This is a genomic window from Niastella soli (assembly GCF_017742245.1).
Taxonomy (GTDB): domain Bacteria; phylum Bacteroidota; class Bacteroidia; order Chitinophagales; family Chitinophagaceae; genus Niastella; species Niastella soli.
Genome location: NZ_JAGHKO010000004.1, coordinates 391,415 through 416,619 on the forward strand (window position 1 = coordinate 391,415; position 25,205 = coordinate 416,619).

At 41.5% G+C, this 25,205-nt stretch carries 26 protein-coding genes; 14 read left to right on the forward strand and 12 right to left on the reverse strand.

Annotated elements, in window-relative coordinates; all coding sequences use genetic code 11:
* Positions 1–397: 397 nt before the first annotated feature.
* Positions 398–937, reverse strand: a complete 540-nt coding sequence (locus J7I42_RS16465; RefSeq protein WP_209139934.1) for a helix-turn-helix domain-containing protein — start codon at positions 935–937, stop codon at positions 398–400.
* Between the two features lie 127 nt (positions 938–1,064).
* A complete protein-coding gene (locus tag J7I42_RS16470) occupies positions 1,065–2,705 on the reverse strand; it encodes a Na+/H+ antiporter (RefSeq protein WP_209139935.1) in 1,641 nt (546 codons plus the stop codon).
* A 164-nt stretch (positions 2,706–2,869) separates the two neighbouring features.
* Here J7I42_RS16470 and J7I42_RS16475 point away from each other — a divergent pair, with 164 nt between their 5' ends.
* Positions 2,870–3,205 carry a hypothetical protein gene (locus tag J7I42_RS16475; RefSeq protein ID WP_209139936.1) on the forward strand — a complete coding sequence of 112 codons (336 nt, stop codon included), beginning with the start codon at positions 2,870–2,872 and terminating at the stop codon, positions 3,203–3,205.
* A 25-nt stretch (positions 3,206–3,230) separates the two neighbouring features.
* Here the strand turns inward: J7I42_RS16475 and J7I42_RS16480 are convergent, their stop codons facing one another.
* The gene (locus tag J7I42_RS16480) at positions 3,231–4,328 is read right to left on the reverse strand and encodes an AI-2E family transporter (protein ID WP_209139937.1); all 1,098 of its coding nucleotides are present in this window, start codon (positions 4,326–4,328) and stop codon (positions 3,231–3,233) included.
* A gap of 471 nt (positions 4,329–4,799) precedes the next feature.
* On the opposite strand from J7I42_RS16480, the gene J7I42_RS16485 reads away from it, so the two are divergent.
* From J7I42_RS16485 to J7I42_RS16495, 3 genes are all read left to right on the forward strand, one after another.
* Entirely contained in the window at positions 4,800–4,955 is a 156-nt protein-coding gene (locus J7I42_RS16485) for a lmo0937 family membrane protein (protein ID WP_209139938.1), read from the forward strand.
* Between the two features lie 99 nt (positions 4,956–5,054).
* Complete coding sequence (locus tag J7I42_RS16490; protein ID WP_209139939.1) at positions 5,055–5,513, forward strand: hypothetical protein; 459 nt, start codon at positions 5,055–5,057, stop codon at positions 5,511–5,513.
* Positions 5,514–5,879: 366 nt separating this feature from the next.
* The gene (locus J7I42_RS16495; protein WP_209139940.1) at positions 5,880–6,182 is read left to right on the forward strand and encodes a hypothetical protein; all 303 of its coding nucleotides are present in this window, start codon (positions 5,880–5,882) and stop codon (positions 6,180–6,182) included.
* Positions 6,183–6,192: 10 nt separating this feature from the next.
* On the opposite strand, the gene J7I42_RS16500 is transcribed toward J7I42_RS16495, so the two are convergent.
* Positions 6,193–7,107, reverse strand: a complete 915-nt coding sequence (locus J7I42_RS16500) for a YihY/virulence factor BrkB family protein (protein WP_209139941.1) — start codon at positions 7,105–7,107, stop codon at positions 6,193–6,195.
* 267 nt (positions 7,108–7,374) lie between these two features.
* Here J7I42_RS16500 and J7I42_RS16505 point away from each other — a divergent pair, with 267 nt between their 5' ends.
* Both J7I42_RS16505 and J7I42_RS16510 read left to right on the forward strand, forming a co-directional pair.
* Entirely contained in the window at positions 7,375–7,812 is a 438-nt protein-coding gene (locus J7I42_RS16505) for a hypothetical protein (protein WP_209139942.1), read from the forward strand.
* 32 nt (positions 7,813–7,844) lie between these two features.
* Positions 7,845–8,177: a hypothetical protein gene (locus tag J7I42_RS16510; protein ID WP_209139943.1), complete on the forward strand. Its 333-nt coding sequence runs from the start codon at positions 7,845–7,847 to the stop codon at positions 8,175–8,177.
* A gap of 81 nt (positions 8,178–8,258) precedes the next feature.
* On the opposite strand, the gene J7I42_RS16515 is transcribed toward J7I42_RS16510, so the two are convergent.
* The gene (locus tag J7I42_RS16515; RefSeq protein WP_209139944.1) at positions 8,259–8,573 is read right to left on the reverse strand and encodes an RNA recognition motif domain-containing protein; all 315 of its coding nucleotides are present in this window, start codon (positions 8,571–8,573) and stop codon (positions 8,259–8,261) included.
* 566 nt (positions 8,574–9,139) lie between these two features.
* Here J7I42_RS16515 and J7I42_RS16520 point away from each other — a divergent pair.
* Positions 9,140–9,328 carry a CsbD family protein gene (locus tag J7I42_RS16520; RefSeq protein ID WP_209139945.1) on the forward strand — a complete coding sequence of 63 codons (189 nt, stop codon included), beginning with the start codon at positions 9,140–9,142 and terminating at the stop codon, positions 9,326–9,328.
* A 202-nt stretch (positions 9,329–9,530) separates the two neighbouring features.
* Positions 9,531–9,869 carry a hypothetical protein gene (locus J7I42_RS16525; RefSeq protein ID WP_209139946.1) on the forward strand — a complete coding sequence of 113 codons (339 nt, stop codon included), beginning with the start codon at positions 9,531–9,533 and terminating at the stop codon, positions 9,867–9,869.
* A gap of 112 nt (positions 9,870–9,981) precedes the next feature.
* On the opposite strand, the gene J7I42_RS16530 is transcribed toward J7I42_RS16525, so the two are convergent.
* Positions 9,982–10,935, reverse strand: coding sequence for a S41 family peptidase (locus J7I42_RS16530; protein WP_209139947.1), 954 nt, complete (start codon positions 10,933–10,935; stop codon positions 9,982–9,984).
* Positions 10,936–11,050: 115 nt separating this feature from the next.
* On the opposite strand from J7I42_RS16530, the gene J7I42_RS16535 reads away from it, so the two are divergent.
* From J7I42_RS16535 to J7I42_RS16550, 4 genes are all read left to right on the forward strand, one after another.
* Positions 11,051–13,102: a glycoside hydrolase family 65 protein gene (locus J7I42_RS16535; RefSeq protein WP_209139948.1), complete on the forward strand. Its 2,052-nt coding sequence runs from the start codon at positions 11,051–11,053 to the stop codon at positions 13,100–13,102.
* 110 nt (positions 13,103–13,212) lie between these two features.
* Positions 13,213–14,289 carry a patatin-like phospholipase family protein gene (locus J7I42_RS16540; RefSeq protein WP_209139949.1) on the forward strand — a complete coding sequence of 359 codons (1,077 nt, stop codon included), beginning with the start codon at positions 13,213–13,215 and terminating at the stop codon, positions 14,287–14,289.
* Between the two features lie 206 nt (positions 14,290–14,495).
* Entirely contained in the window at positions 14,496–17,237 is a 2,742-nt protein-coding gene (locus tag J7I42_RS16545; protein ID WP_209139950.1) for a gliding motility-associated C-terminal domain-containing protein, read from the forward strand.
* Positions 17,238–17,311: 74 nt separating this feature from the next.
* Positions 17,312–17,782 (forward strand): hypothetical protein, encoded by a 471-nt coding sequence (locus J7I42_RS16550; RefSeq protein ID WP_209139951.1) that lies wholly within the window; start codon positions 17,312–17,314, stop codon positions 17,780–17,782.
* Positions 17,783–17,815: 33 nt separating this feature from the next.
* Here J7I42_RS16550 and J7I42_RS16555 read toward each other — a convergent pair whose 3' ends face one another.
* Entirely contained in the window at positions 17,816–18,808 is a 993-nt protein-coding gene (locus tag J7I42_RS16555; protein WP_209139952.1) for a glycoside hydrolase family 43 protein, read from the reverse strand.
* 150 nt (positions 18,809–18,958) lie between these two features.
* Here J7I42_RS16555 and J7I42_RS16560 point away from each other — a divergent pair, with 150 nt between their 5' ends.
* Both J7I42_RS16560 and J7I42_RS16565 read left to right on the forward strand, forming a co-directional pair.
* Positions 18,959–19,705: a DUF542 domain-containing protein gene (locus J7I42_RS16560; protein WP_209139953.1), complete on the forward strand. Its 747-nt coding sequence runs from the start codon at positions 18,959–18,961 to the stop codon at positions 19,703–19,705.
* Between the two features lie 33 nt (positions 19,706–19,738).
* Entirely contained in the window at positions 19,739–20,986 is a 1,248-nt protein-coding gene (locus J7I42_RS16565) for a PAS domain-containing sensor histidine kinase (protein ID WP_209139954.1), read from the forward strand.
* A 266-nt stretch (positions 20,987–21,252) separates the two neighbouring features.
* On the opposite strand, the gene J7I42_RS16570 is transcribed toward J7I42_RS16565, so the two are convergent.
* Genes J7I42_RS16570 through J7I42_RS16590 form a run of 5 tightly spaced genes read right to left on the reverse strand, consistent with a single transcriptional unit; the run spans position 21,253 to position 25,205 of the window.
* Positions 21,253–21,957 (reverse strand): sulfite exporter TauE/SafE family protein, encoded by a 705-nt coding sequence (locus J7I42_RS16570; protein ID WP_209139955.1) that lies wholly within the window; start codon positions 21,955–21,957, stop codon positions 21,253–21,255.
* Positions 21,958–21,963: 6 nt separating this feature from the next.
* Positions 21,964–22,407, reverse strand: coding sequence for a FixH family protein (locus J7I42_RS16575; protein ID WP_209139956.1), 444 nt, complete (start codon positions 22,405–22,407; stop codon positions 21,964–21,966).
* Positions 22,408–22,427: 20 nt separating this feature from the next.
* Positions 22,428–23,855: a cytochrome c oxidase accessory protein CcoG gene (gene ccoG, locus J7I42_RS16580; protein ID WP_209139957.1), complete on the reverse strand. Its 1,428-nt coding sequence runs from the start codon at positions 23,853–23,855 to the stop codon at positions 22,428–22,430.
* Between the two features lie 3 nt (positions 23,856–23,858).
* The gene (locus J7I42_RS16585; RefSeq protein ID WP_209139958.1) at positions 23,859–25,025 is read right to left on the reverse strand and encodes a cbb3-type cytochrome c oxidase N-terminal domain-containing protein; all 1,167 of its coding nucleotides are present in this window, start codon (positions 25,023–25,025) and stop codon (positions 23,859–23,861) included.
* Between the two features lie 21 nt (positions 25,026–25,046).
* On the reverse strand, positions 25,047–25,205 hold the full coding sequence (locus tag J7I42_RS16590; protein WP_209139959.1) for a hypothetical protein: 159 nt from the start codon (positions 25,203–25,205) through the stop codon (positions 25,047–25,049).

The following is a 25,205-nucleotide window of genomic DNA, read 5'->3' on the forward strand; positions in this document are numbered from 1 at the left end:
GTTGGTAAAATAATTTTTTTCTGATATTGTAACCAGTTTATCATTTAAATCAATAAAGCTGCTTCCACCAAAGTTGCCTGAATTTCACCGTAGAATTGTTATATACTTCAGAGTGAGAGTTATATTATTCACACATTATCAGCCAATGCATATACCGCCAACCGCCTCTTATGATGGGCATCATTTAAATTACTGGCAGTTATTGAATGTCACCATTTTATATTCATAAAAAAAGGGCCCGGATAAAAATCCAGCCCTGATTAATCCAATATCCTATGAAAAACCGGAACAAAGATAAAAGCCGGTTTTTTGTTATTATTATACAGTTTTTTAAATATGTTACATAATTCACACATTCAGGAACACGCTATCGTTTTTCTCATGAAAAGATGTAACATCACATTTCATCCAGCATGGATCGTCGTTTATTCTTTAACTGTTTAAAATGTGAAGGAGTGAGACCGGTTACTTTCTTGAACTGGGCTGAAAGATGCGCCACACTGCTATAATGTAACCGGTAGGAGATTTCAGTTAAATTTAACTCATTATATACAAGTAATTCTTTTACCCGTTCAATTTTGTGAGCGATTAGGAATTTTTCAATTGTGGTACCCTGCACTTCGGAAAAGAGATTAGCCAGGTATGTATAGTCGTAATTTAATTTAAGGCTTAAATATTCAGAAAAATTTATGGTTAATGGCTCTTCTGAATAATGGACTAATTCAATAATAACATTTTTTATTTTCTGGATCAATATACTCTTTTTGTCGTCCATTAATTCAAGTCCCGATCTCAATAACGCTGCCTTTATCTTTTCATGTTGTTCAGCAGAAATATTCTCAACCACTTCCGCCTCGCCTAATTCTACTGAAGTATAATGGATACCCAGTTTTGTCAACTCCTCTTTCACGACCATCTTACAGCGGAGACAAACCATATTTTTAATATACAATATCAAAGGAGCATATTTACAGTATTTACAGGTAGTATAAAATTTACCGCCTGTATGGAAGGGTAGCACAGGCCTGATCGCGTTCCGTACTTAAATGTACGCAAAAACTTCTTTATTTATCTTCTTTAGGAAGCAATTGATTCATTTTCAGTTCATCTATATCCATATCCCTTTCTACCTTCCTTATTGCCACATCGCTGAACTGGCCTTCTTTATGGAGTTTCAACAACAGTTCCCGTTGAAACCGGCGGATCTCTATCTGTGCTTTTTGCATTTCGGTAAGCGTTCTTACAGGTACCTGTTCTTCCTGGTTTTCATTCCTGGTATGTATATCGATCTCATTGGTTAATTTGTTGGCAACCTGTTCAAATTTATTTTTTAACTCCATTCTTATCCGTTCTTCCGGTTGCGGGTAAAATTCATGATCAATAAAATGCAGGGTACTGTTCACCATATACAATTGGAGTTCTTTTTCTTCCTTATCCTCACTAACAGAAGGCTTCACCTCAAGCAGCCTGATCAACAAAGGAAGTGAGAATCCCTGTACTACCAGTGTTATAAAAACCACAACAAAGCACACAAAGATGATCAGGTGTCTCTGCGGAAAGGTACTTCCATTATAAAGGGTAAGCGGCAGCGCAAGGGCTAATGCCATGGAGATCACCCCTCTTGTTCCCGTCCAGGCTACTACTAAAACATTTTTCCAGTCGCCATACTGTTCCTGATTTGAGGTTACACCGTTATGTTTTTTCTTATCCAGTTTAAACATGCTGAGTAAATATGCACCCCCGAATACCCAAATCATGCGTACCAAAATAGTCACCATGCTAATGATCATTCCATATCCTATAAGGGCAGAGAATTTATAACTTGTTAATTGCTTTAAAATACCAGGTAATTGCAGACCAATAAGAATAAACACAAAGCCGTTCAGCAAAAATATTAAAGTGTCCCAAACCACTCTTGTTCGTATCCTGGTCTGGTAAGAAAATATTTCCGGAGAACGCCATGCTAATAAAAGTCCGGTACTTACTACAGCCAGTATACCGGAGGCATGTACCTGTTCAGCAGCTAAATAGGACAAAAAAGGGGTTAACAAAGTTAGGCTTGTTTCAACTATAAACTGGTTCTCGATTCTTTTATGAATAAATATCAATATAAAGCCAATCAACAAACCCATAATTATGCCCACACCTGCAACATACAAAAACTCTAAACCAGCATGCCATAACATAAAACTCCCTGTAATGCTTGCCACCAGTGCATACCGGTAGGCAATTAAAGCAGAAGCATCATTAACAAGGCTTTCACCTTCCAGAATACTGATGACCTTTGTATTCAGTCCAAGCCCTTTAATGATGCCGGTTGCAGCTACCGCATCAGGCGGAGAAATGATTGCACCCATTAGAAAAGCCAGAGGCCAACTAAACATTGGAATGAAATAACGGGCTGTAATGGCAACAGCAAGTGTAGTAATAAAAACAAGACTGACGCCTAAGGCTGATATCGGTTTTATATTAGTTTTAAACTCATGCCAGGAAGTGCGGAAAGCCGCATCATAAAGCAAGGGAGGTAAAAAGACAAGAAATATAACATCCGGGTCCATAACCAGGTCAGGCAATACAGGTACAAAGCCAATGATCAGCCCCACCAACACCAGAAAAACGGGATTAGGAAGTTTTAGTTTATCAATAAGAGCCGATAAACTGATCAACACTACTAATATAAAAATGATGACCTTAAAGTTTTCCATTTTTCATTCAAATGTGTGAATAATATAACTTTAATCTCCCATTAAGTAACAGCTATTTGAATTAAAAGATACAGTTTTGTATATTATTGAATATTTAGTTATTCCCACACATTTAAACATAGGAATGATGAAAAGGTTTAGGGATATTCAATCTCACAAATTTTATGTCAAACAATACCAGTAATATTAATATAAAGAACAACGAGAAGTTTAATCCGGCAAACTATCCAAATGCAATGAGTGAACTTTCTGCTTTACGATCAGGGATCTCAGCTACTTCTATTTATTTCAAAGCTGAGATCATTGTGTCGTATTTAAAGAACCACACCCTCCCTATTGCCTGGGTTGATGCGAATCCTGCACTCACCCGAATAGTTACAACCGGTTTTTTCAAAACTTCGCATTTGGAATCATTATTTGAATCGGCCCGCAACAACAAAACTTTTCTTAAAGATTATGAAGAGTACATTAGCAAACAACTTCTGTTAGGCAACCCATAGTCCGATAATAAGTCCCGGATGCATTTCATAAGCTTATTTTATTCTTCGCAGAATAGCCCGGTAAATACTTAGTTTTTGCTGGTCTCTCATCACCTAATAGTACCCCCCATTTTTTAAATTGTTCAGTGCGGTCGAATATAATCTTTAACACTGCTATTATCGGCAGTGCAAGGAACATTCCGGATACGCCTGTCATTGTTCCGGCGATAAAAATACCGATGATGGAAATGAGCGGATTGAGTCTCACCTGTGAACCTACAATACGCGGCATTAAAATATTATTATCCAGGAATTGTACCACAGCAATAGCACCCAACACAAAAAGAATGTCGGATATACTTTCAGATGAAGCCAATGTAATCAATACACCTAAAATGTTACCGACCAATGCACCGAGATATGGGATGAGATTTAAGAAAGCAAACATAATTCCTATCAGCAATGCATGTTTTATCCCGAAAATAGCCAGTATTGCCCATAACAGAATAGTAATATAACAGAGTTGGATCAGCAAGCCTAACAGGTATTTTTTACCCATCTTTTCAATTTGCAGCGTAATGTCTTCTATATTCCCATGGTCTTTAGGCTCAAAACACATCAATATGAATTTCATAAAAATGCCTCTATACATTATTAACAGGTAGGTGTAAATTGGTAATAACCCAAAGAATATTAAAATGCCTGTAGCTGAACCAGCCGCACCGCTTAAAACATTGGCTGCGTAGCTGAGAAATTTATTGCTTTGCTCATTAATAAATTTCACCTGCTCTGTGGGTGAGAAGCCAAATACCCGGCTGATCCATAAACTCAACGCATTAAGATGAGTGGTTAAATTTTTCTGTATTTTATGAAAATCATAAATGAGAAAGCTTATCTGGCTGTAAAACAACCAAACTATGAGGGCAGTTCCGATGACCACTAATAATATCGATAAAAAAACAGCTAAAGATTCCGGTAATTTTCGTTTTCTGAAGAAGCGGTATACTGGCAACAACATAATACTAATAAAAAATGCCATCAGGAGAGGCATGATGATAATTTTCCCAATTACAATTATACATCCGATCAGAACCAGGCCGAGCAATTCAATTGAACGTTTTATGGTGACAGGAACTTCTTTCATATAGATAATTTCATGAATCAAGTAATGCAAACGCAGTACCAGCACGCCCCGAAGGGATATGCGTGCAGAAATAGTGTGAATTATATAATATATTTCTATAAAAATGTAATCATTAAAACCAGAAAGTGACCACCTTTACAGGTGCTACATCCAGCACTGTAAATAACATTTATATGCTTTTTTATTCCTACTTTCTTTTATTCATAGGGCTGTCAGTTATTATTCTTGTGTTGCGTCCTTTAGTGCTACGAAAAAAGAATATTTCTGTTGACTTATATAATGAGGCATTAAGAAATGAAAATAATGGCTTGTACGAAGAAGCTGTAGTTAATTATAAAAGTGCCCTGTACGAAGTTAGCAAAATCAGGCACCATGGAAATTTTAGAAATAAGATCATTGAAAAAATAAAAGTATTACATACTTTGATCGAATACAATAATAGTGTTCGCATAATCAGACAATAAAATGCAAATGGGAAACTTACTCTATATCGTTGGCATTTTTTTCATTATTGGATGGATGATAGGCGTTTTTGGCTATAACGCCGGAGGCCCGTTTCACCTACTGCTTATTCTAGCGTTTATTGCCATTCTCATAAGTCTGTTTCAGAAAAAAAATGTTCATTAAAAGGGTCGGAAGATGCAGCCAGAAGCAATGTGTGAATCCTGTAATTCTTTTCTATAACTGCATAATATAAGGCACGGGGAATAAGCTCACCTTTACAATATGAAAAAGATATTATTTTTAACTTCCAGTGGTTTGTTACTTTTTTGCATGTCAATATTTGGCCAGGTGAATACAGATTCTCTTTCGTTAGTATCGGAGATAAGCAAGGACCAATTGCAACTGGGAAAACTGCAAAATCAGCTTGAACAAAAGACGAACAATAAACAAGATGCTTCAGAGAAAGCACAAAGTTCTGCAAATAAAAATTCAAATGCAGCAGACAAGTTAAGTGAAAACCCGAATAATAAACAAATGGCCAAAAAGGCAAAGAAAGAGGCCAAAGCGGCAAAGAAAAATTCAAAAAATGCAAGAATTGAAGCGGGTAACCTGGACAACTTGAATAAAGACATCCAGAACCTGGAGAAAAGAATAGCTAATAATCAAAACAAATTAAATAAGTACATAAAAGACGGAACAACCAAACGAACAGTCTCCGATACGCTGCGGACGCAGCTATAATTACACCTCCCATTTCTGCAGCTGAAACGAGCATGCTTGCCCATACAGGCAGGCTTGCTTTTTTCTTTAATAAATAAAGTATGAGGAATATTAAAGTTTCAGAAAATATACATAGTTCATTGCGCGAAGGCCGAATACGCCCCTTTCATATAAAAGCGCACTTTTTGTTAACAGGCCCATATGTCAATTATGTTTTTAATACAGCTTACTGGTTGCAAAGCCCAGACCAAGCGTAGCTACTTTTCCATTTTTCACTCAAATGTGTGAATACTATAACTTAATTCCCCAATTACGTAATCGCTATCTGAATTAAAAAACACAGCTTTGTATGTATTGCATATTGCTACAAATTCAAATACAGAAAATATGAAAAAGTTTATAGGAATTTCAATCCTGGCCTTGTTAGCAGGATTTTCGGTCAATGCTCAAAGTACAGCCGATAAAGTAGGAAAGGATGTTGAAAAAGGTGCTACAAAAGCCGGCGACAAAACAGCCGAAATAGCATCAAAAGGCAAAGCCGGTGTTACTGATAAAATTTATAAGGATAAGGAAGGACCAAATGGTGAAACCATTTATATTGACAAGCATTCAAAATATTATTGGATTGATAAAAAAGGACATAAGATTCCCATAGAAAAAAATAAATTGAAAACAAAACCGAAAAATTGAGGGTGATTTATTAGTGGGGAAAGACCTCTTTCGTTTCCAGAAAAACTGCATATGATCTGGGAACGATCTTTCCTCCATACAAATACGCATATTCTTTTGTAAATGTGGCTCCGAAGTAGATAATGACGCTCGAATAATAGATCCAAAGCAGCAAAACCACCAGACTTCCTGCAGCACCATAGGTGGAAGCTGTATGAATATGACCAAGAAAATAACCAATAACTCCCTTACCCACCATAAAGAAGAAGGAAGTAAAGACAGCCCCCTTTATGGCATCTTTCCATTTCACTTCTCCATCGGGCACATATTTGAACATGAATGTAAACAGTACCGCCACAACAGCGATAATAAATATCCGGTTAATTAAAAACATCATGAAAACGCCCGCACCTGCAAAATAGCCAATCAGGTAATTGCCTAAAATATCAATCAGCAAGTTGATTACTAATGACAAAACGAGTATGAAGCCAATGACGCTGAATATCCCTAAAGATATCACCCTTTTTATAAGATATTTCTTTCGGTCAAGTTTTGGTATTGGTTTCAACTTCCAAATGTGATTGATAGCGTCCTGCACTTCTGTAAAAACGGCTGCAATGCCCAATACTATTATTATGATTGCCGCAACCTTTGCTACAAAAGAATCCTGTTCTAAAACAACATGCTGAATCATTTGCTGTATCTGCATTGCGGCAACATCACCAACCTGTGAGCGTATTTCTGAAAATATTCTCCCTTCCATAGCCTGCTTTCCAAAAAAATATCCAAACAAGGAAATAGTAATTATAAGTAAAGGAGCCAGTGAAAAGATAGTATAGTAAGAAAGTGAGGCACTATAGCGAAGGTAATTTTCGGCAATAAAGGTTTTAAGCGTAGTTCTGAAGGTAACCCATAGCTGAGTAAAAAAATTCTGGATCCATTTCATGAGCTTATTTTTTTCGTCGCCGGATAGCCCGGAAAATATATAGGGCCTTTCAGGATTTGCATGGAGTGACTATGCTTAATAATAACTGTATTATCCGGACATTTGTTGTAAATAAGATATACAACCGAAAGGGTATTTTATAATGTAAATAACAAGGAGCTATTTTAGTAGTGGCAACTTTTACGGCACTTTATAATATGTAAATCATATAATTTATTTCTGGAATGATATAACAATTTAGCACAGAAAGAATCGCACCTTTACTTTATGCAAAAACTAGTATTATTAATATCGTGTACCTGGTTGCTTTTTTGCATGCCAATATCAGGCCAGGTAAATAAAGATTCTATTTCGTTAGTATCGGAAATATATCGGAATCAATTAAGACTGGGCAAATTACTGGGTCACCTTGAACAACAGTATAATAAAAAGCAAAACACTTCCGAGAAAGCACAGAATTCAGCGAATAAAGATTCAATTGCAGCAGATAAATCAAGTGATAATCCCGGCAGCAGGAAACTGGCCAGAAAAGCAAAAAACATCGCCAATGATGCCCGGAAAGACTCCAGGAGTGCAAGAATAGAATCAGAAAACCTGGATAAATTACATAGCGATATCCAGTATCTAAAGAATAAAATTGAAAATAATCAAGCCAAATTAAATAAAATAAACGACGGAAACGCTAACAACCACAGTTATCGATAAAACATCGAACTAATTAATATATAATAAATGACATGCCAAACCAGGAAATGGATACTATAAGTACTGTCCTTAATATGCTAAAACTAAAAAATCAGGACAATGAATTTGTTATTAATCAAACCGGACAGTTAAGCCTTAATGGGAAATCTTATGGTAAGCATGACATTAAAATTATCAAAACATATCGTTTTGAGGGCGAGTCAGATCCTGCGGATGAAGCTATAATATACCTCATTAGGGCTCAAGATGGCATTGTAGGCTATAGCCTGGATGCCTATGGAGTATATACAAATCACAGGAATGATGGGTATACCGATTTAATTCAACAAATAGCAATAAATCAGGCCATCAACGCAGCAGAATAATCTTCCCCGAACTATTTAATCCTGATACAGGAAGTTGAAAAAAAGCCCCTTACGGGGCTTTGACATAAAGTCAAAATGAATTTAGTATCTATTTTCATTATAACTTTTTCCGCTATTAAAGCCACCTCTGTTATTTCCGCGAGAAGATCTTTCTTCTTTTGGTTTTGCAACAGATACGCTGATTGTCCTGTTATCTACAGTAGTACCATCAAGTTCAGTGATTGCTTTTTTTGAAGCAGCTTCATCAGCCATCTCAACAAATCCGAAACCTTTTGACCTGCCGGTTGCTCTGTCTGTTATAACTTTTGCAGAAGTAACTTCTCCAAAAGGAGCAAAAAAACTTTTTAAGTCTTCATCATGCACATCGAAGCTTAAATTTGAAACATAAATGTTCATTTGTAAAAATTAATTGGTGAATAAATTTAGAGGAAAGCAAGAAGTAAGAAACTAACTATAATGCGGATACTAAGCAATGTAATTAATGAATACTGATGCGAGGCTCAAATTGTCATTGAAGATACCACTCTTTTTTTCATATTCCTAAAATCATTTAATTTGGGAAAAGAGGAAGCACTTAAAGCATTAGTAAGTGTGAATTTTGTAATTCGTTTCCGAAATCATATAACAATTCACATCAAAAGAATCTCATCTTTATAGTAGCAAAAATCATTCTCACACTTGATCTCTGTTATTATTAACACCATTAGACAACAAATAAAAACGGGAACATAACCTTATTCCTAATATTGATTGGGGGAATAGCATTTCCCCAATCAATATTTCCTAAAGCGGATCAAAAACACTTCATCATAAACTCCAGTGGCGTCAAAATTTGCCAATACGTTATACATGTGAGAATGTGTGAATGATGTAATTTATTTATCCTATCCTGTAACATTAGCCATCAAAAACAATCTCACCTTTGTACAATAGTTTATTAAAAATCAAATAAAAATACTTTTATGGAATATAAAGCAACAACAAGTGGAAACTGGAACGAACAAAAGACCAGGTTAAAGAAAGAATTCCCTGCACTTACCGATAAGGACCTGTTTTTTGAGATAGGCAGGAAGAACGAAATGTTGGCAAAGCTTCAGGTTAAACTCGGTAAAACGAAAGAGGAGTTGCAACGAATTATCGAGGCATCGTAGCTAAGGAATAAATTTTAACCTATCCCAATGAATTGTATCGGGCGAAAAAATCCGGGATCTTTTCCGGATTTTTTATTAACAGGTTTATAGATCAGCTTATTTTTCACTCAAGTTGTACCACTTCGTTTTATTTAATTTAATAGATCATCCATATAACATCTGCCTATAAGATCGATCTCATCTTTATGTTAAAAGCAATTATATGAAAAATTTAAACAATACTGCAGCCGAAGTTCAATTATTAAAAAGCGAATTGGAAGTAGCGCAGATGCAACAAATAAAGCAAAAAGAAATAAACAGAGCAGTACTAGCTGCACGGGAGAAAGAACGGGCAAAAATTAATCTGGAAATACAGGAGAATCTGAATCAGCTTCTGGTCGCTGCTTTGCTATATATAGAACTGGCTGAAACTGATGATGAAATCCGGAAAATATGTCTTCAAAGGTCCCGCTCATTTATTTCCATAGTCATAAAAGAGCTTACCATCATATCCCGTTCGCTTGCAAACAGGGAGATCAACAGGAATCTGGCTGAAATGTGAACAGAATAATTCAGATAAGAAATACAACATTCGACAGCCATCCGCGGGGGCCGGATATCCCGAACAAAGGCAAAACAAGTCTTACAGCAACTCGAAGAAATTGCACCCATTATCATTTCTGCCGCATTGTCCATTTTTTCGCAGCGTCCAGCGTACCATCGGCAGTTAGTGTATTTTCTTTTACCAATACGTCAGGAATGATCCTATCTCTGTATACCCGCTTTTTTCTGTCTGCGGCATAGGAGTAGGCCAGGGCTAAAATAACGCCGCTGGAAAGCCTGATGGGTTCATTTGCGGTAGTATAACCAGCAGAAGGCTGGCCAAATGTTCTTACATTGCGTAACCCAATAAAAGACATAGCCGCCATTTCGCCGCTGCTGGCACTAAACGAATCAATAAGTACAGCTATAGGCGGAAAGCGCTTTTTGATCTTATAAAAGTTCCCTCTTCCCATAAAACTCTGGCCGTAGGAATATATTTTTGTTCTTTTATTTTTCAGATCAATAAAATAGCCGACAACCCCATCTTTTATTAAGGCATTCAGCCCTGCAAGCGTAGTCCGCAGATCGCCCCCGGTATTATGCCGCAGGTCTACGATCCAGCCAGTGATCTCGTTTTCTGTATCCAGCTTTTTTATGTGTTGTTGAATGTTATCCCGGAAAGCGTCCTTCACCGAGTCATTAAACGACATTATCCCAGGTACTTTTAGATAGCCGGTATGCGCATCTATGAGCCGGCCTTCCGCCTGTTTGGGCTGCGATGGCGCATACAATTTTCCTACCCCCTGTTTATCTATAAAAGCAGAATGCCTGTCGCCCGCCTTCCTTAGCACAACAGTAATATAGTCCAGTACGCGCCTGCAACTATCCACCTCGTTTATATTCTGGGATAGAAAAGCAAGGTCTTTTTCGTATTTCACCCAGTCAATATTATTGGCTACAATACTTTTATTTTTTATGATGCTGGTTATTTCGGCGAGATAACTTTTTACTTCGGCGCTTTGAGAAAATCCGCTTAGCTGCCACCAGCAAAGAAAGATCGTCGTTAAAATTCTTTTCAGGCCCATACAGGTTATAGTTATACTGCAGATAAATATATACAAAGCCATTCAAACAACCAGCTTTCTGTTGAAGCTCCCGTTATATTATTGAAATAAGTTATCTTTATACAAACCAGGTCATATGGGAATGAAATTGGCTTGCCTGTCTGTATCAAAGCGCATTGTACCGATCGTATTCGCCTGGCTGCTGCCGCTGGCGCTGCTGGCGCAGGACCAATGGGTGGTTACCGCCAATAAAATTGATCCCGCTAACTATTATGGCGAAACGGTTGCCAATGGCATGATCGGTATTGTTTCCTCCCCCACTCCGTTTAAAGTAAAAGATGTGGTATTGAATGGCGCTTTTGATCTGTATGGCCGGGGCAGGGTGAGCAATATCCTCAAGACATTCAATTTTGTGAACATGCAGTTGTCTGTCGACGGCACCGACATCGGGCGTTTTAACCAGGTTACCAATATGTCGCAATCGCTCGATATGAGACATGCGGCGCTCACCACCCGGTTCGACTTTGAAGACAAAGCCACCATTCAATATACTTATTACTCCCTCCGCCAGTTACCCTATTGTGCACTGGTAGATGTAGTGGTCACCGCAAAGAAAGAGATTGAGATCATACCGGCCAGCGTTATGGAAGCCCCCGATATGCTCAACAACGTTCAACCTTATTACAACCAGATCGACAGACCGCATGTAGCCATTTCATTATTGACCTCCACCGCAAAAAGCCCAACCGGAAAACTGTTCATTGCCGCCAGTAACAGTTTTTTGTTTGATGAACCGCATGGCAGTGAACCTTCACTTATTCATGAATTGTGGGACAACAATAGGCACCTGCTGAAATTCAAAAAGAAAATAAAAGCCGGGGAATCGTATCATTTTGGCATTGTAGGTTCCACCATCACTTCTGCGCAGCACGACGATCCGTTAAACGAGGCGGAACGCCTTACATTGTTTGCCACGCTGGAAGGTGAAAAACGGTTATTGGACCATCATAATAAAGCCTGGGAGGACCTATGGAAAAGCGATATTGTTATCACCGGTGATGATACGGTGCAAAAACAGGTGCACAGCATGATCTATCACCTGTACGCCTTTGCGCGGGCAGGAAGCGCCTATGGGCTCTCACCCATGGGATTGAGCGGTCTTGGTTATAATGGGCATTCCTTCTGGGATACGGAACTCTGGATGTTCCCGGCACTGTTGCTGTTGCAACCCTCCATAGCCGAATCATTACTTGAATATCGGTATCAACGGCTGGAAGCCGCCAAACACAATGCCTGGTCACACGGGTATAAAGGCGCCATGTTTCCCTGGGAAAGCGCTGCCAGTGGTAATGAGGAAACACCGGTATGGGCGCTATCGGGCCCCTTTGAACATCATATCACCGCCGATATTGGCATAGCCGCCTGGAATTATTATTGTGTTACTCAAAACAAAGAGTGGCTGCGGCAACGGGGATATCCCTTACTGAAAGCCACTGCCGATTTCTGGGCCAGCCGAGTGGAAAGAAATGGCCCAAATCATTATGATATAAAGAACGTAGTAGCTGCCGATGAGTGGGCCGAGAATGTTGACAACAATGCGTTCACCAATGCAGCGGCAAAAGCCAACCTACGCTTTGCTACCCAGGCAGCCACGCTCTTAGGTATTACCCCCGACCCCGACTGGCAGACAGTGGTCAGCAACATCCCCATAGAAAAATTTGCCGATGGGGTTACCAAAGAACATACCGCCTATGCCGGGGAAAAAATAAAACAGGCCGACGTTAACCTGCTGGCCTATCCGCTTACGGAGGTCTCCAGCAGCCAAAACATCAAAAAAGACCTGGACTATTATGAGGGCCGGGTGGGTGAAGGACCCGCCATGACGCATGCCATCTTTTCCATTTTATATTCCCGCCTGGGGATGCCCGACAAAGCATACAACGCTTTTAAAAATGGATATACGCCCAACCTGCTGCCGCCCTTTGGCGTGATAGCAGAAACAGCCGGCGGTACCAATCCCTATTTTGCCACAGGCGCCGGTGGGATGTTGCAAGCGATGTTGAATGGATTTGGCGGATTGTCCATTACCCCAACAGGTATTGTACAATTAAAGACCGGTCTGCCCGCACCCTGGAAATCGCTTATACTTACCGGCATTGGTACTAATAAGATCACTTACTCCAAATAAAAACGGCATCATAATTCAGTCCATCGCTGTGCAGTGGTATAAAAAGCGGGTACAGTTTTAGCACTTTGTTGACGTTTGCTCCTGTATCTTGGCTGACAAATAGCATCCTGATGAAAAAAATGGTCATGCTGGCAATGTCAATCATTGCTTTTTCCAGTACCCGGGCTCAAACTTTTCAATACCGGAACCTGGTGATGGAAGGTGCGGGGGTAAAAGGATTTGCGTATGCAGGCGCCTTGCAGGTGCTTGACAGCATGGGCATTTTGCAAAAGATTCAACGGGTAGCCGGCACCTCCGTAGGCGCCATCCAGGGCGCGTTGCTGGCGGTTGGTTATTCCTCCACTGAGATCATCGAGTTGACCGCGCATATCCCTTTAAAGCAGTTTAATGATGGCGGCGGTATGCTACCAGGCGGCATCCATCGTTTGCGTAAACAATTTGGCTGGTATAAAGGTGAAAAGATCGCGCATTGGATGGAAGGATTGATTGCCGCTAAAACCGGTAACGGCCAGATCACTTTTGCCGAACTGCATGCCCTAAGTGCCCAAAAAGGATATAAGGACCTGTATATAACCGGTACCGATCTAACTTATCAAACGTTACGTGTTTTTTCATACGAGCACTATCCAAACATGCGGATCTGTGATGCCGTTCGCATTTCCTTATCTATACCGCTGTACTACCGGGCTGTACTGATGGATGATAGTGGCCGGGTATATAAAAAGCCAGCCGGGAAGCAATTGCTGCACGTAATGGTAGATGGGGGCGTATTAAGCAATTACCCCATCTATCTATTTGATTCTGCGAGGTATGTAAACGATCGGGCAGCTTATACCAACACCGCGTTCGAGAACCGGGAAACGCTGGGTTTACTGATGGAGATACCCGAACAGATCAAATACAATGCGCAACAGCCTGGTGTTTATCCATTTGAGATCGACAACATGACCGATTATTTAAAAGCATTATACCACACCCTGATAGACAAGGCCAATCCGGAAGTTACCAACCCAAACAGTATTCGAAGAACAATAGCCATTGACAATTTAAACCTTTCCGGCAGGGTGCGTAAGCTACCCAGGAAAACAATAACGGCATTGGTTGAAAACGGCAAAGAAGGTGCCCGGCGTTTTTTTAATACGGGTGAAACCGATCTGGAAACCCTTAAACTTGCCCGCGGTCTATAATTTTTTTAGACATATATCTGCGCGCTTATTGACAATAGGTGTGTTGATTTTGCCAATAACTGTATAAAGCAGCGGTTTACCGTACAAGTACGAAAACCCGCTGCTTTTTTTCTCTAAAAAAAGGTATTACCTTACCTCCAATAATCCCAGGCTTCCCAAACCATAAGATTAGCTCAGTGGCATTGACACCCCAATTAACCAGCTTGATGTGTAAGGCAAGATCCGTAGCCTGCTGTCTTTTTATTTTTTTATGTTTCCTTTCCAACGCTTATAGCCAATCTTCCTGTCCACCCAATCTTGATTTTGAAAAAGGTAATTTCGATGGCTGGGAATGTTTTACAGGTTATGTTGATACCACTTTTGATGGAAAGAACAGAATGAATCTTACGCTGTCACAACCTGAGAACAACCGGCATACAATTATTTCTTCCTTTAACAATCCGGGAAAAGACCAATATGGAGGATTTCCAAAACTATGTCCATATGGTGGCAACTACTCCGTTCAGTTGGGAAATGATATAAACGGGGCACAGGCTGAAGCCATTTCCTATACGTTTGAAGTGCCCAATACGGTTGACACGTTTACCTTCACTTATTTTTATGCGGTAGTACTGGAGGATCCGAATCACGAGTATCAGGCGCAACCCCGTTTTTTTGTAACCGCTTATGATGTAGTTACCGGGTCCCTTATCAACTGCGCTTCTTTTGATTATGTGTCTACGGCACGTTTGCCTGGTTTTACTGTGTCAAAAAAGAGTTCGCCAGGGGGCGAGCGCGTTATATATAAAGGCTGGACGCCCACCTCCCTTCAATTTGCCGGTATGGGTGGTCACCTGGTCCGCCTTGAGTTCCGCACGGCCGATTGTACCTATAAAGGTCATTTTGGTTATGCTTATCTTGATGTAGCCAGCGCCTGTTCCAACATTCTGGCTACAGCGCCGTATTGTATAGAGACCAATTCACTTATTCTTGACGCCCCATTCGGATTTCAATATTACACCTGGTACTCCTCTGATTACAAACAGATAATAGGTCATGGTCAGTCAATGACGTTAAGTCCACCCCCGGTTACCACGGGTGTTTTTTATGTGGATGTAGAGCCCTATCCTGGTTTCGGTTGCCGCGATACCTTACAGGCATATGTTCAACCCTACCCTGTGCCTGATACGCCCGATGCGGTCACTACAGTTAATTTATGTCAGCATGAAATCGCGGAGCCATTGGTGGCATCCGTTTTACCGGGGCATCAATTGATGTGGTATACAACACCCACAGGTGGCATCCCTACTTCTGACGCGCCTGTTCCAGCCACAACGGTCCCGGGTACCGTAAAATATTATGTTTCACAAAAAGCGCTGTATGGTTGTGAAGGGTTCAGAAGGGAAATAACCGTGAATGTAAGCGAAACGCCCAATACCTCGTTCCTTATAAACAATTATAGACAGTGTGTGGTGGGGAACAATTATATTTTCACCAACACCACCACCAATTTGGTCAACCCGGTATATACCTGGGATTTTGATGATGGAAATACAGATACAACACTCAACACCCTTACTAATTACCGCTTTACCGTAGGCGGCGTTTATAAGGTAAAATTAAAAGCAACCAATACTACCCAGTTCAGGTCCTGTTCAAAAGAAGAATCAAACCAGGTGACCGTAATTCCCAAACCAACGGCGGCTTTTGTGTATCCCGATCCCATCTGCGAAAATCAAACATTTATAACGTTAACCGATAGGTCTTCTATCTTACCAATATATGCAACAGGCATTGCTACCTGGTGGTGGAATATCAATGGAAAAATAACTACGGGTAAAACGCCTACGTCGTTTTTGGCGCCCCCCGGGGGAACGTTCCCGATTAGGCTGGCGGTTTCCACCTACGAAGGTTGCCGCTCTGATACAACCAGTAACCTGATCTACGTGCGTTTTAAACCCCTGCCTGAATTCAATTATGGCGACCTGATGTGCAATAATGAAACGATCTGGTTCAGGGACCAGTCACAAATGCCTGCCGGTTCAGCAGGTGAAGTGGTGTCTAAATGGAACTGGACTGTTGATAATTCTTACACGGTAGACCCACAAAACCCAACACTCCACTTCAATGCCGGCATGCATAAAGTACAGCTTGTATCAGAAAACAATTTTGGCTGCCAAAGCCCGCCAGTGGAACATAGTTTTGAGATCTACCCCAAAGCAACCATCAAAATGGAAATGAGTGATTCCTGTGTTTATCTTCCTATAAACTTTACGGCTATTGATGTAGCGGGCAATGTGGCCAACTGGACCTGGAACTGGGACAAGTGGTCGTTTCAACAACGCGGACCCAGAATCACAAAAACCTTTTTCAATAATGGCAACTGGACCCTGACGCTGATCGGCTATACCGACAAAGGTTGTAAGGACACCGTCATCCGCCCCATTACTATTTTCGAAAACGCTTCTGAACCGGGAAAAGATACTACAGCCCCATACAATGAACCCATTGAGCTGGATGCCCATGGCGAACCCAATATGAAATACACCTGGTCGCCACTATCGGGGCTCGACCGGGGTGATGTTGAAAAACCGATCGCTATACTGGGCCACGATCAGGTTTATCAGTTATATACTGTTACTGACAAAGGCTGTAAAAAACAAACAGACATCCTGGTTAAGCGATATGCCGGCCCTGAGTTATTTGTACCCACTGCATTCACCCCCAATAACGATGGTAAAAATGACCTGTTTAAAGTAATCCCTACCGGACTCAGGACCTTTGGCTTCCTGGCCATATATAACCGTTGGGGACAGCTGGTCTTTCGAACTACCGACTATAATAAAGGCTGGGATGGCACCTTCAATGGGGCCAAAGCAGATGCCGGCTCCTTTGTTTATATAGTACAAGCCATTGATTATAAAGGAAGACCCATGAATAGAAAGGGAACATTTATTTTGATAAGATAGCAGGGGGAATATCGACATTGATCTCAGATTGCGGTTTTTCTTTATTTTCGCCGCAACTTGAATCAACATATTATATGAAAACAACCCACTTCCCGGTTCTGTTGGTATTACTCGCAGCCTGTAATTCACAGCCAAAGGAAACAGAAAAAGAAACCGAAAAACAAGCCGAAGCACCAGCTGTTGCAAAAGCAGATTCAGCTGTTAGCTGTTATCAGTATGCAACTGCAGCCGACACCATTACCCTGAAACTGGTTCGGACAGGTGAAAATGTAACAGGAACGCTTGTTTACCTGTTAAAGGAGAAAGACAGCAACAAAGGCACCATTCAGGGAACTTTAAAAGGCGACTTACTGGTGGCTGATTATACCTTTATGGCTGAAGGCAGCCAATCTATCCGCCAGGTTGCGTTCAAACAAACCGGCAATACTTTTATCGAAGGGTATGGTGATATTGTGGAGGAGAATGGCAAACAGCATTTCAAAAACGTTGATTCGCTTGACTTCAGCTCTACACTGAAACTGCAGGAAACTGCGTGTAAACCATAGCATGTATAAGTAAGCAGTAAAAGCACCGATCGATTACTGCAACTTCTTTTTGGGTACGCCTTCAAAAGTGATTTTAACCGGTTTGATGAATCCATTTTCATCAAACTCCATTTTTTCTATACAGGTTACCCGATGATTACCGTCGGTTTCGCCAAGAGGCCGGCGGTGATATACTATATACCAGTCATTGCTACCTGGAATTTGAAGTACGGAATGATGACCTGCACCTGTAGCCACCGCAGCATCCTGTTGTAATACGGTCCCAATACGCTCAAAAGGTCCAAACGGCGAATCACCTATCGCATAAGCCACCCTGTAATCAGGTCCCGTCCAGCCACCTTCACTCCACATAAAATAATATTTATTGTTTCGGATAAACATAATAGGCCCTTCCACATAACCTTTTGGCGTGATCTCGCGGAAAGTATTTCCATCTTCGAACGGCACCAGCCCGGTAAAATCATTTTTTAGTTTGGTAATGTTACAATGCCCCCAGCCGCCGTAGATCATGTAATATTGACCATCCTTGTCGTGAAATACAAACTGATCTATAGGCTGGGCCTTGTTCACGATCTTATCGAGCAATGGTTTGCCCAGGTAATCTTTAAACGGGCCTTCCGGTTTATTGGCAACAGCTACGCCAATACCACCTGGCTGCTGCTCGTTTTGAATATCATTAGCGGCAAAAAACAAAAAATATTTCCCATCCTTGTGTATAATAGCAGGCGCCCACATGGCCCGATTTGCCCATTTTATAGCCGCTGTATCTACAATGTGTTCGTGTTTGGTCCAGTTTACCAGGTCTTTTGAAGAGAAAGCATCCATAAACACCTGTTGGTTGTAAGGCGCAGAATAAGTCGGATAGATCCAGTATTGTTTGTTAAAAATAGCGCCTTCCGGATCGGCATACCATCCCGGGAAAACAGGATTGCCAGCTTTTTGCTTCCCGGCGGACTGGGCTATTCCTGACAAACAACCGCTGATAATAAAGGCAAATAACAAAGAAGGAAATAATAGTTTTCTCATGTTCTTTGGTGCTTCAAGTGAAGGTAGTGCAAAAATCATTTTGCAATCTCCCGTTGATATTCATTTTTAAAATCATACAAACCTGACGAAAGTCAGCTACCAGGCAAAAGCTAAATTCTATTTTGCATTTGATAATAAGATTGGAAAAAAATGAATACAGTACGGAAAATAAGTCCGCTTTCATCCGTTTCAGATATTGTGAACAACGATTACCGAACGGCCGCCGTATTTAGGAAATATGGCATTGAATATTGTTGCGCAGGTAAATTTCCATTGCAAATGGTTTGTGAATCAAAAGACCTTGATTTTACAGCTATAATAAATGAGCTGGAACAATCGATACATCCCATTAGTATCCCCAATAACCTGCCTTTTGAAAAATGGGACATCGATTTCCTCATAGATTATATTGTCAACATTCACCACGCCTATTTGAAACAGGTGTTGCCTGATACCAAAGACCAGTTGGAAAAATTTGCAGAAGGACACTATAAAAATTATCCTGAGCTTACAGAACTGGTCTTGGTATTCAAAAGCCTCACCCTGGAAATGTTACCGCATTTGCAACACGAGGAAGATATTATCTTTCCTTACATTAAACAAATTGCGCACGCTTATGATAATAAGGAGGCGTATGCAGGTCTGTTGGTACGCACCTTGCGAAAGCCGGTAGAAAACGTGATGAACCATGAGCATGAGTCAATCAACAAAGTGCTTGCCAGAATGCGCAAACTCACCAACTCCTATACCTGGCCCGAGCAATCCTGTACCAACCACCGCGTAACCTTTTTAAAGCTGCTTGAAATAGACAGCGATCTGGTTCAACATATGCACCTGGAAAATACCATTCTTTTCCCCCGGGCCATTGAAATGGAAAAAAAGCTGTTGTATTTATAAAACCGGGCATCCTTTTTTTGTAAGTTCGTTCCCATGAAAAATATAGATGCCACACACCTGTCTGCCTTATTTGTGCATGCTACGGAAGGCATTGTACTTACCAATGGCGAAGGGAAAATTGTACTGATAAACCCTGCCGCACAACGGACTTTTGGTTATAATGATACTGAATTGATCGGCAAACACATTGAGATCCTGATCCCCACGCGGTATCACCATCACCATTCGGAATTGCGGGAAAGCTTTTATCAACACCCACAACACCGGGTAATGGGTCATGGCCGCGACCTGTATGGAAAATGTAAAGACGGTTCAGAGATCCCCGTGGAGGTAAGCCTTAGTTTTTACAAACGGGACGAAGAGCTGTTTGTAATTGCCTTTATTGTCGACATTACCCACCGGAAAAAGATAGAACAGAATATCCTGTCGCAGCAAAAGCAGCTGGAGCAGATGACAAGCGACATGCGAAAGTTAAATGCCGAGCTGGAAAGCAAGGTGGAAGAACGAACTATGATCCTGAAGGAAGCCCTACAGGAGCTGGAGAAATCGCAAAGGAATTTAAGCGAGGCGCTGGATAAAGAAAAAGAACTGAATGAAATAAAATCCCGGTTCGTATCCATGGCCTCGCATGAATTCCGTACGCCGCTTAGTACGGTATTGTCATCCGCGGCACTGGCGTCTAAGTACAACCAGCCAGAAGACCAGGATAAAAGATTACGGCATATCAACATCATCAAAGACTCTGTTAAACACCTCAACGACCTGCTGGAAGATTTTCTTTCGTTGGGCAAACTGGAAGAAGGAAAAGTTCATATAAAAACCGAACCATTCGAAATAAAGGAATTCCTGCAGGAAGTGACAGAAGAAGTAAAGGCCATTATAAAGAAAGGCCAGCAGATCCAGTTGACCTGTAATGGCAGTGGTTCATTTATAACAGATAAGAAATTATTAAGGAACATTCTTATCAACCTGTTAAGCAATGCCATCAAATTCTCACCTGAGAATGGTTCCGTATGGTTACAAACCGAACTGACTGATAACAAACTGGTGTTGTCGGTGAGGGATGAGGGTATTGGTATTTCTGAAGAGGACCAGCAACATTTGTTCACCAGTTTTTTCAGAGGACGGAACGCCATCAACATTCAGGGAACTGGTCTTGGGTTACATATTGTAAGCCGGTATGTAGGTTTGTTGCAGGGCGCCATTCAGTTGGAAAGCCAATTGAACAAAGGCACTACTATTACGCTGGAGCTGCCTGCGCTGAAAGAAACGGAAGCATGAAACGTGAAAGGGTTCGCGAACTTTGAGACCACTTCAGCAATCGGTTTTAGCTCAGCCGAGAGCAAACGACAGACGGCAAATGGCAGACGCTCCGTCGCGGCTGTCCGGGTGGAAAATCAAAGTCCTTCGCTTCCGGTCAGGATACACTCAGTAACCCAACAACCTAGTAACATACGAACCTAATAACTGAGACTTAAAATCCAGAAAGCAACACTTTAAACTGAAAACTCTGAACCTGGAACTTGAAACCCGGAACCCCGAAGCTGTCAATGACAGGAGATCACATTCCCGGGTACATCGGCAATAACCGGACTGATGAATGGGATACCCAGGTTAAGCCCGCGTAAGATCAATATTATCGCCATAGCGGCCATCATAAAAGGGATGGCCGTTTTTAGTTGCTGCCGTACCGGCAAAGTGATCCGCATCCCAAATACGCCTAACAGCAACATAGCAGGCAATGTGCCGGCGCCAAATACAAACATAAACAATACACTGCCCCCCACAGAGGTAGCCGTTAAAGCTCCTGCTACTGCCAGGTACACCATGCCACAGGGCAATAACCCGTTAGCAATACCCAGGAACAGGTAACCGCTCATTCTTTTTGACTGTAAAAAACGGAACATCAACTGCCGCACCTGTGCATATACCCATTGCAGCCATTGGGGTTGAATGGCAGTGTGTTTAAAATAAAAATGGATAACCGCCAGCAATATTATAACTCCCAGGGTAATAGAGAACCATCGCTGAAAACCGGCCAGGTAAATTCTACGTCCGGCCAGTCCCAGCAAAACCCCTATCAGCGAATAGGTAACTATCCGTCCTGTATTATATAAAAAGATGGCCAGTACCTGTTTTCTTTTGGTCATATGAGATACGGGCAGGGCCATCATCAGCGGCCCGCACATGCCTATGCAATGCAGGCTGCTTACAAGCCCCAACAACAAACCCGCTATAACTATCGACCACATATTTACTTATTGTATGGTTAAGTATTCCTCGGCATAATATTGCTTCCCGCTGCTCTCCCATTTCACCTTTACGATATATTTGCCAGGCTGGAAGAAATTACTATTGATCGATTGTTCGCCAGCGGCATTTACCGCCAATTCTATCTTTCTATCCCGGGCTGCATTAGGCGCATAATAAAACCACACAGTACCTTTTACCGCAGTATTTTTCATTTCATTGGGCAATTGCAGTACAACGGTCTCTCCTGTTTGTGTAATACTTAACTTTTTCCCTAACTGGTTTGCCCGGCTTTCACCATCAATTACCTGCTGGTACGACAATTCCTCCTTATAATAATCCTTTGAAACAAGGTCGTAATTTGTATTCATACAACGGTATACCAGGTACGACATGCTACCTACAAAGATCAGGAATACCCCTATCAGCTTATGTCCCCAATTCAGTGTCATATTAAATTGTTTTATAGTAATCAATTACTAACCGGACCAAGGAAATTTGTTTTTATCACATCAACTTTCTCATTGCCATTGTACAAGGCTATGCTAATAGGTTGTTTCCGGGAATGAATGCTGCTTGCAGGCAGCACCACAAAGAAAGTACCATCCCCCTGTCCTTCTTCCTTTACAGCAATAGCATGGTGTTCCCCAATAATTTCTATGGTCCCGTCAATGCCTTCCAGTTTCAGCTGCAGGGGTACTTTGTAAATGGTCTTATTAGCCACCTTAATGTTGTACAGGTTCGATACGCTGTCGGCGCCCCGTTGCTGGTACAACATCCCGGGCGTGCGCATTACTGTAGCATCTATTTCTTTCCGGGTATATAATAACACACACAACACCCCCAGCAAACCGGTCAGCAAAACGGAATACAATTTCATACGGCCGGTGAACCGCAATGGTTCTCGGTTCTCAATGCCATTCTCCGACGCATACCGAATAAGCCCCAATGGCTTATTGATCTTATCCATGATGGCATTGCACGCATCGATACAGGCAGTACAACCTACGCACTCCATTTGGTTGCCATTACGAATATCTATGCCGGTAGGACAAACCTTTACACATTGGTTACAATCGATGCAATCGCCCAGGTCACGCTCAACCTTCTTATTGAATTTTCCTCTTGGCTCACCGCGTTTATGATCATAGGCAACGATCATCGAGTTGCGGTCCATTAGTACCCCCTGTAACCGGCCATATGGGCAAATAACCGTACACACCTGTTCTCGAAAGAAGGCATATACACCATAAAAAACACCGGAAAAGATCATGATGGAGAACAGGCCGCCAACATGCTGCGAAACCGGTTCGGTAATTATTTTTCCCAACTCTTTAATGCCGATAACATATGCCAGAAAAAAGTTGGCAATGATGAACGACATTAAATAAAACACCAGGTGTTTACTGGTTTTCTTAAAGATCTTCGTGCCCGTCCAGGGGGCCTGCGCCAGTAACCGTTGTTCGGCCGCGTTGCCTTCGATAGCATATTCAATTTTGCGAAAGAACATTTCCATGAAAATGGTCTGCGGACAAACCCAGCCGCAAAATAAACGACCAAAGGCGGCGGTAAACAATACTATGAACACAATAAACGTGACCATAGCCAGACCAAAGATGAAAAAGTCCTGCGGCCAGAACACCTTACCAAAGATGATAAAATGCGCTTCTGTTACATCAAAAAGGAATAAAGGGCGCCCACGGACGTATATGAATGGTAACGCAAAGAACAATAAAAAGAATCCCCCGCTGATCCAGCTGCGCCAGGAATATAATTTACCTTTTGGTTTTTGCGCATATACCCATTTCCGTTTACCACTGGCATCAACCGTGGCAATTCGGTCGCGAAAAGATTCCTTTTCTTCACTTACAGCGGGTGATATTTTAGAGTCAGATCCCACAATTTATTTTTTAGTGACTTCAGTCGCTTTATTGCTAACTGAGTCGGTTTTATTGCCTTCTTCTTCTTTGTACAGATCGCCTTGCTGTGGTTTTGCATTGGGCGGGTTGGTACCGTGTATGGATTTAATATAACTGGCTACCTGCGCTATTTGCACGGGCGACAGATCGTCTTTCCAGCTGCGCATCCCCTTATCGGGCCAGCCGTACTTGATAGTTTTGAAGACATCTTTAATGCTGCCACCGTGTAACCAGTAATCATCCGTTAAGTTCGGTCCTACAACCCCTTCCCCCGCCTTACCATGACAGGCAGCACAGTTTTGTGCAAATACTTTTTGTCCGCCTTCAATATCTGCCGCTGCTGTTAATACCTTTACGGTGTTTTCATCAACGTTATTGGCTGAATTTTTCAGGTAAGCCGCTTTTTGTACTTCAGCCTCATTCATAGCTATCTGATATTCTTCAATACTTGAGGGTCCGGAATGGGATACATGGTAACGCCAGAGATAAATACCGGCAGCAATAATAGAGATATAAAACCCATACAACCACCACGGTGGTAACCGGTTATCCAGTTCCCGGATGCCATCATAATCGTGTCCCGTATCGATCTGTGATTCCCTTTCAAGTGGCTGAAAACTATTCATCTTATTCCAAAAACTGATAGCAGGTTTTGGTTTGTATGCGATGACCCCGGCAGCTTCTTCGGCTTGTTTCTTTCCTTTTGCCAGGAAAACGCGCAACTGGTACAGCAGTACAAAAAGCACCAGTATTTCTACCGCAATTACCCCCGTCATAAAATAAAAGGTAGTGGCAGACAGTCCGCCATAAGAGCTGGTAGTTTGTACCGCTGCAACAGTGGCGTCTCCGTCCTGGGCAAAAGAGGGCGCTGCTACAAACAGCAGCGCTATGATCGAAAGCGCCTTCAGCGTAGTACTGCTGGCGCTTTTTTGAGCAGTTTCCTTTTGCCGCTGGTAATAATAACTGGCGGCACCCAACAACACATGGGCCAGTAATCCAATAGCCAGCAACAGGATGATCATTATGATTATCAGGGTTACGATAAACGGATTATAAAGGGAGGATTCTATAGGGGCATGACCACCACCTTTCGCCATTACAAATGGCGCAGTGAATAAGAGGACGGTCAATGCAGCAACTGCTTTACGCATGTTATACAAGTTTTAAGGAGGTTAGTCTAAAGGAATACGGCTGATATCATGGATCAATTTCTTATCGCTCTTCAATACCCAGATCAACATTACCAGAAAGAAAAGACCGAATAGTACAAAGGAGGTCAGTGGGTAAATGCTTACACCGGTTATCTTTTCTAAATAGTGTATAAACTTCAT

Coding starts and splice junctions, on each gene's coding strand:
- J7I42_RS16465 (WP_209139934.1), bottom strand. CDS start 937: ATGGTTTGTCTCCGCTGTAAGATGGTCGTGAAAGAGGAGTTGACAAAA.
- J7I42_RS16470 (WP_209139935.1), bottom strand. CDS start 2,705: ATGGAAAACTTTAAGGTCATCATTTTTATATTAGTAGTGTTGATCAGT.
- J7I42_RS16475 (WP_209139936.1), top strand. CDS start 2,870: ATGTCAAACAATACCAGTAATATTAATATAAAGAACAACGAGAAGTTT.
- J7I42_RS16480 (WP_209139937.1), bottom strand. CDS start 4,328: ATGAAAGAAGTTCCTGTCACCATAAAACGTTCAATTGAATTGCTCGGC.
- J7I42_RS16485 (WP_209139938.1), top strand. CDS start 4,800: ATGGGAAACTTACTCTATATCGTTGGCATTTTTTTCATTATTGGATGG.
- J7I42_RS16490 (WP_209139939.1), top strand. CDS start 5,055: ATGAAAAAGATATTATTTTTAACTTCCAGTGGTTTGTTACTTTTTTGC.
- J7I42_RS16495 (WP_209139940.1), top strand. CDS start 5,880: ATGAAAAAGTTTATAGGAATTTCAATCCTGGCCTTGTTAGCAGGATTT.
- J7I42_RS16500 (WP_209139941.1), bottom strand. CDS start 7,107: ATGAAATGGATCCAGAATTTTTTTACTCAGCTATGGGTTACCTTCAGA.
- J7I42_RS16505 (WP_209139942.1), top strand. CDS start 7,375: ATGCAAAAACTAGTATTATTAATATCGTGTACCTGGTTGCTTTTTTGC.
- J7I42_RS16510 (WP_209139943.1), top strand. CDS start 7,845: ATGCCAAACCAGGAAATGGATACTATAAGTACTGTCCTTAATATGCTA.
- J7I42_RS16515 (WP_209139944.1), bottom strand. CDS start 8,573: ATGAACATTTATGTTTCAAATTTAAGCTTCGATGTGCATGATGAAGAC.
- J7I42_RS16520 (WP_209139945.1), top strand. CDS start 9,140: ATGGAATATAAAGCAACAACAAGTGGAAACTGGAACGAACAAAAGACC.
- J7I42_RS16525 (WP_209139946.1), top strand. CDS start 9,531: ATGAAAAATTTAAACAATACTGCAGCCGAAGTTCAATTATTAAAAAGC.
- J7I42_RS16530 (WP_209139947.1), bottom strand. CDS start 10,935: ATGGGCCTGAAAAGAATTTTAACGACGATCTTTCTTTGCTGGTGGCAG.
- J7I42_RS16535 (WP_209139948.1), top strand. CDS start 11,051: ATGGGAATGAAATTGGCTTGCCTGTCTGTATCAAAGCGCATTGTACCG.
- J7I42_RS16540 (WP_209139949.1), top strand. CDS start 13,213: ATGAAAAAAATGGTCATGCTGGCAATGTCAATCATTGCTTTTTCCAGT.
- J7I42_RS16545 (WP_209139950.1), top strand. CDS start 14,496: ATGTGTAAGGCAAGATCCGTAGCCTGCTGTCTTTTTATTTTTTTATGT.
- J7I42_RS16550 (WP_209139951.1), top strand. CDS start 17,312: ATGAAAACAACCCACTTCCCGGTTCTGTTGGTATTACTCGCAGCCTGT.
- J7I42_RS16555 (WP_209139952.1), bottom strand. CDS start 18,808: ATGAGAAAACTATTATTTCCTTCTTTGTTATTTGCCTTTATTATCAGC.
- J7I42_RS16560 (WP_209139953.1), top strand. CDS start 18,959: ATGAATACAGTACGGAAAATAAGTCCGCTTTCATCCGTTTCAGATATT.
- J7I42_RS16565 (WP_209139954.1), top strand. CDS start 19,739: ATGAAAAATATAGATGCCACACACCTGTCTGCCTTATTTGTGCATGCT.
- J7I42_RS16570 (WP_209139955.1), bottom strand. CDS start 21,957: ATGTGGTCGATAGTTATAGCGGGTTTGTTGTTGGGGCTTGTAAGCAGC.
- J7I42_RS16575 (WP_209139956.1), bottom strand. CDS start 22,407: ATGACACTGAATTGGGGACATAAGCTGATAGGGGTATTCCTGATCTTT.
- J7I42_RS16585 (WP_209139958.1), bottom strand. CDS start 25,025: ATGCGTAAAGCAGTTGCTGCATTGACCGTCCTCTTATTCACTGCGCCA.
- J7I42_RS16590 (WP_209139959.1), bottom strand. CDS start 25,205: ATGAAGTTTATACACTATTTAGAAAAGATAACCGGTGTAAGCATTTAC.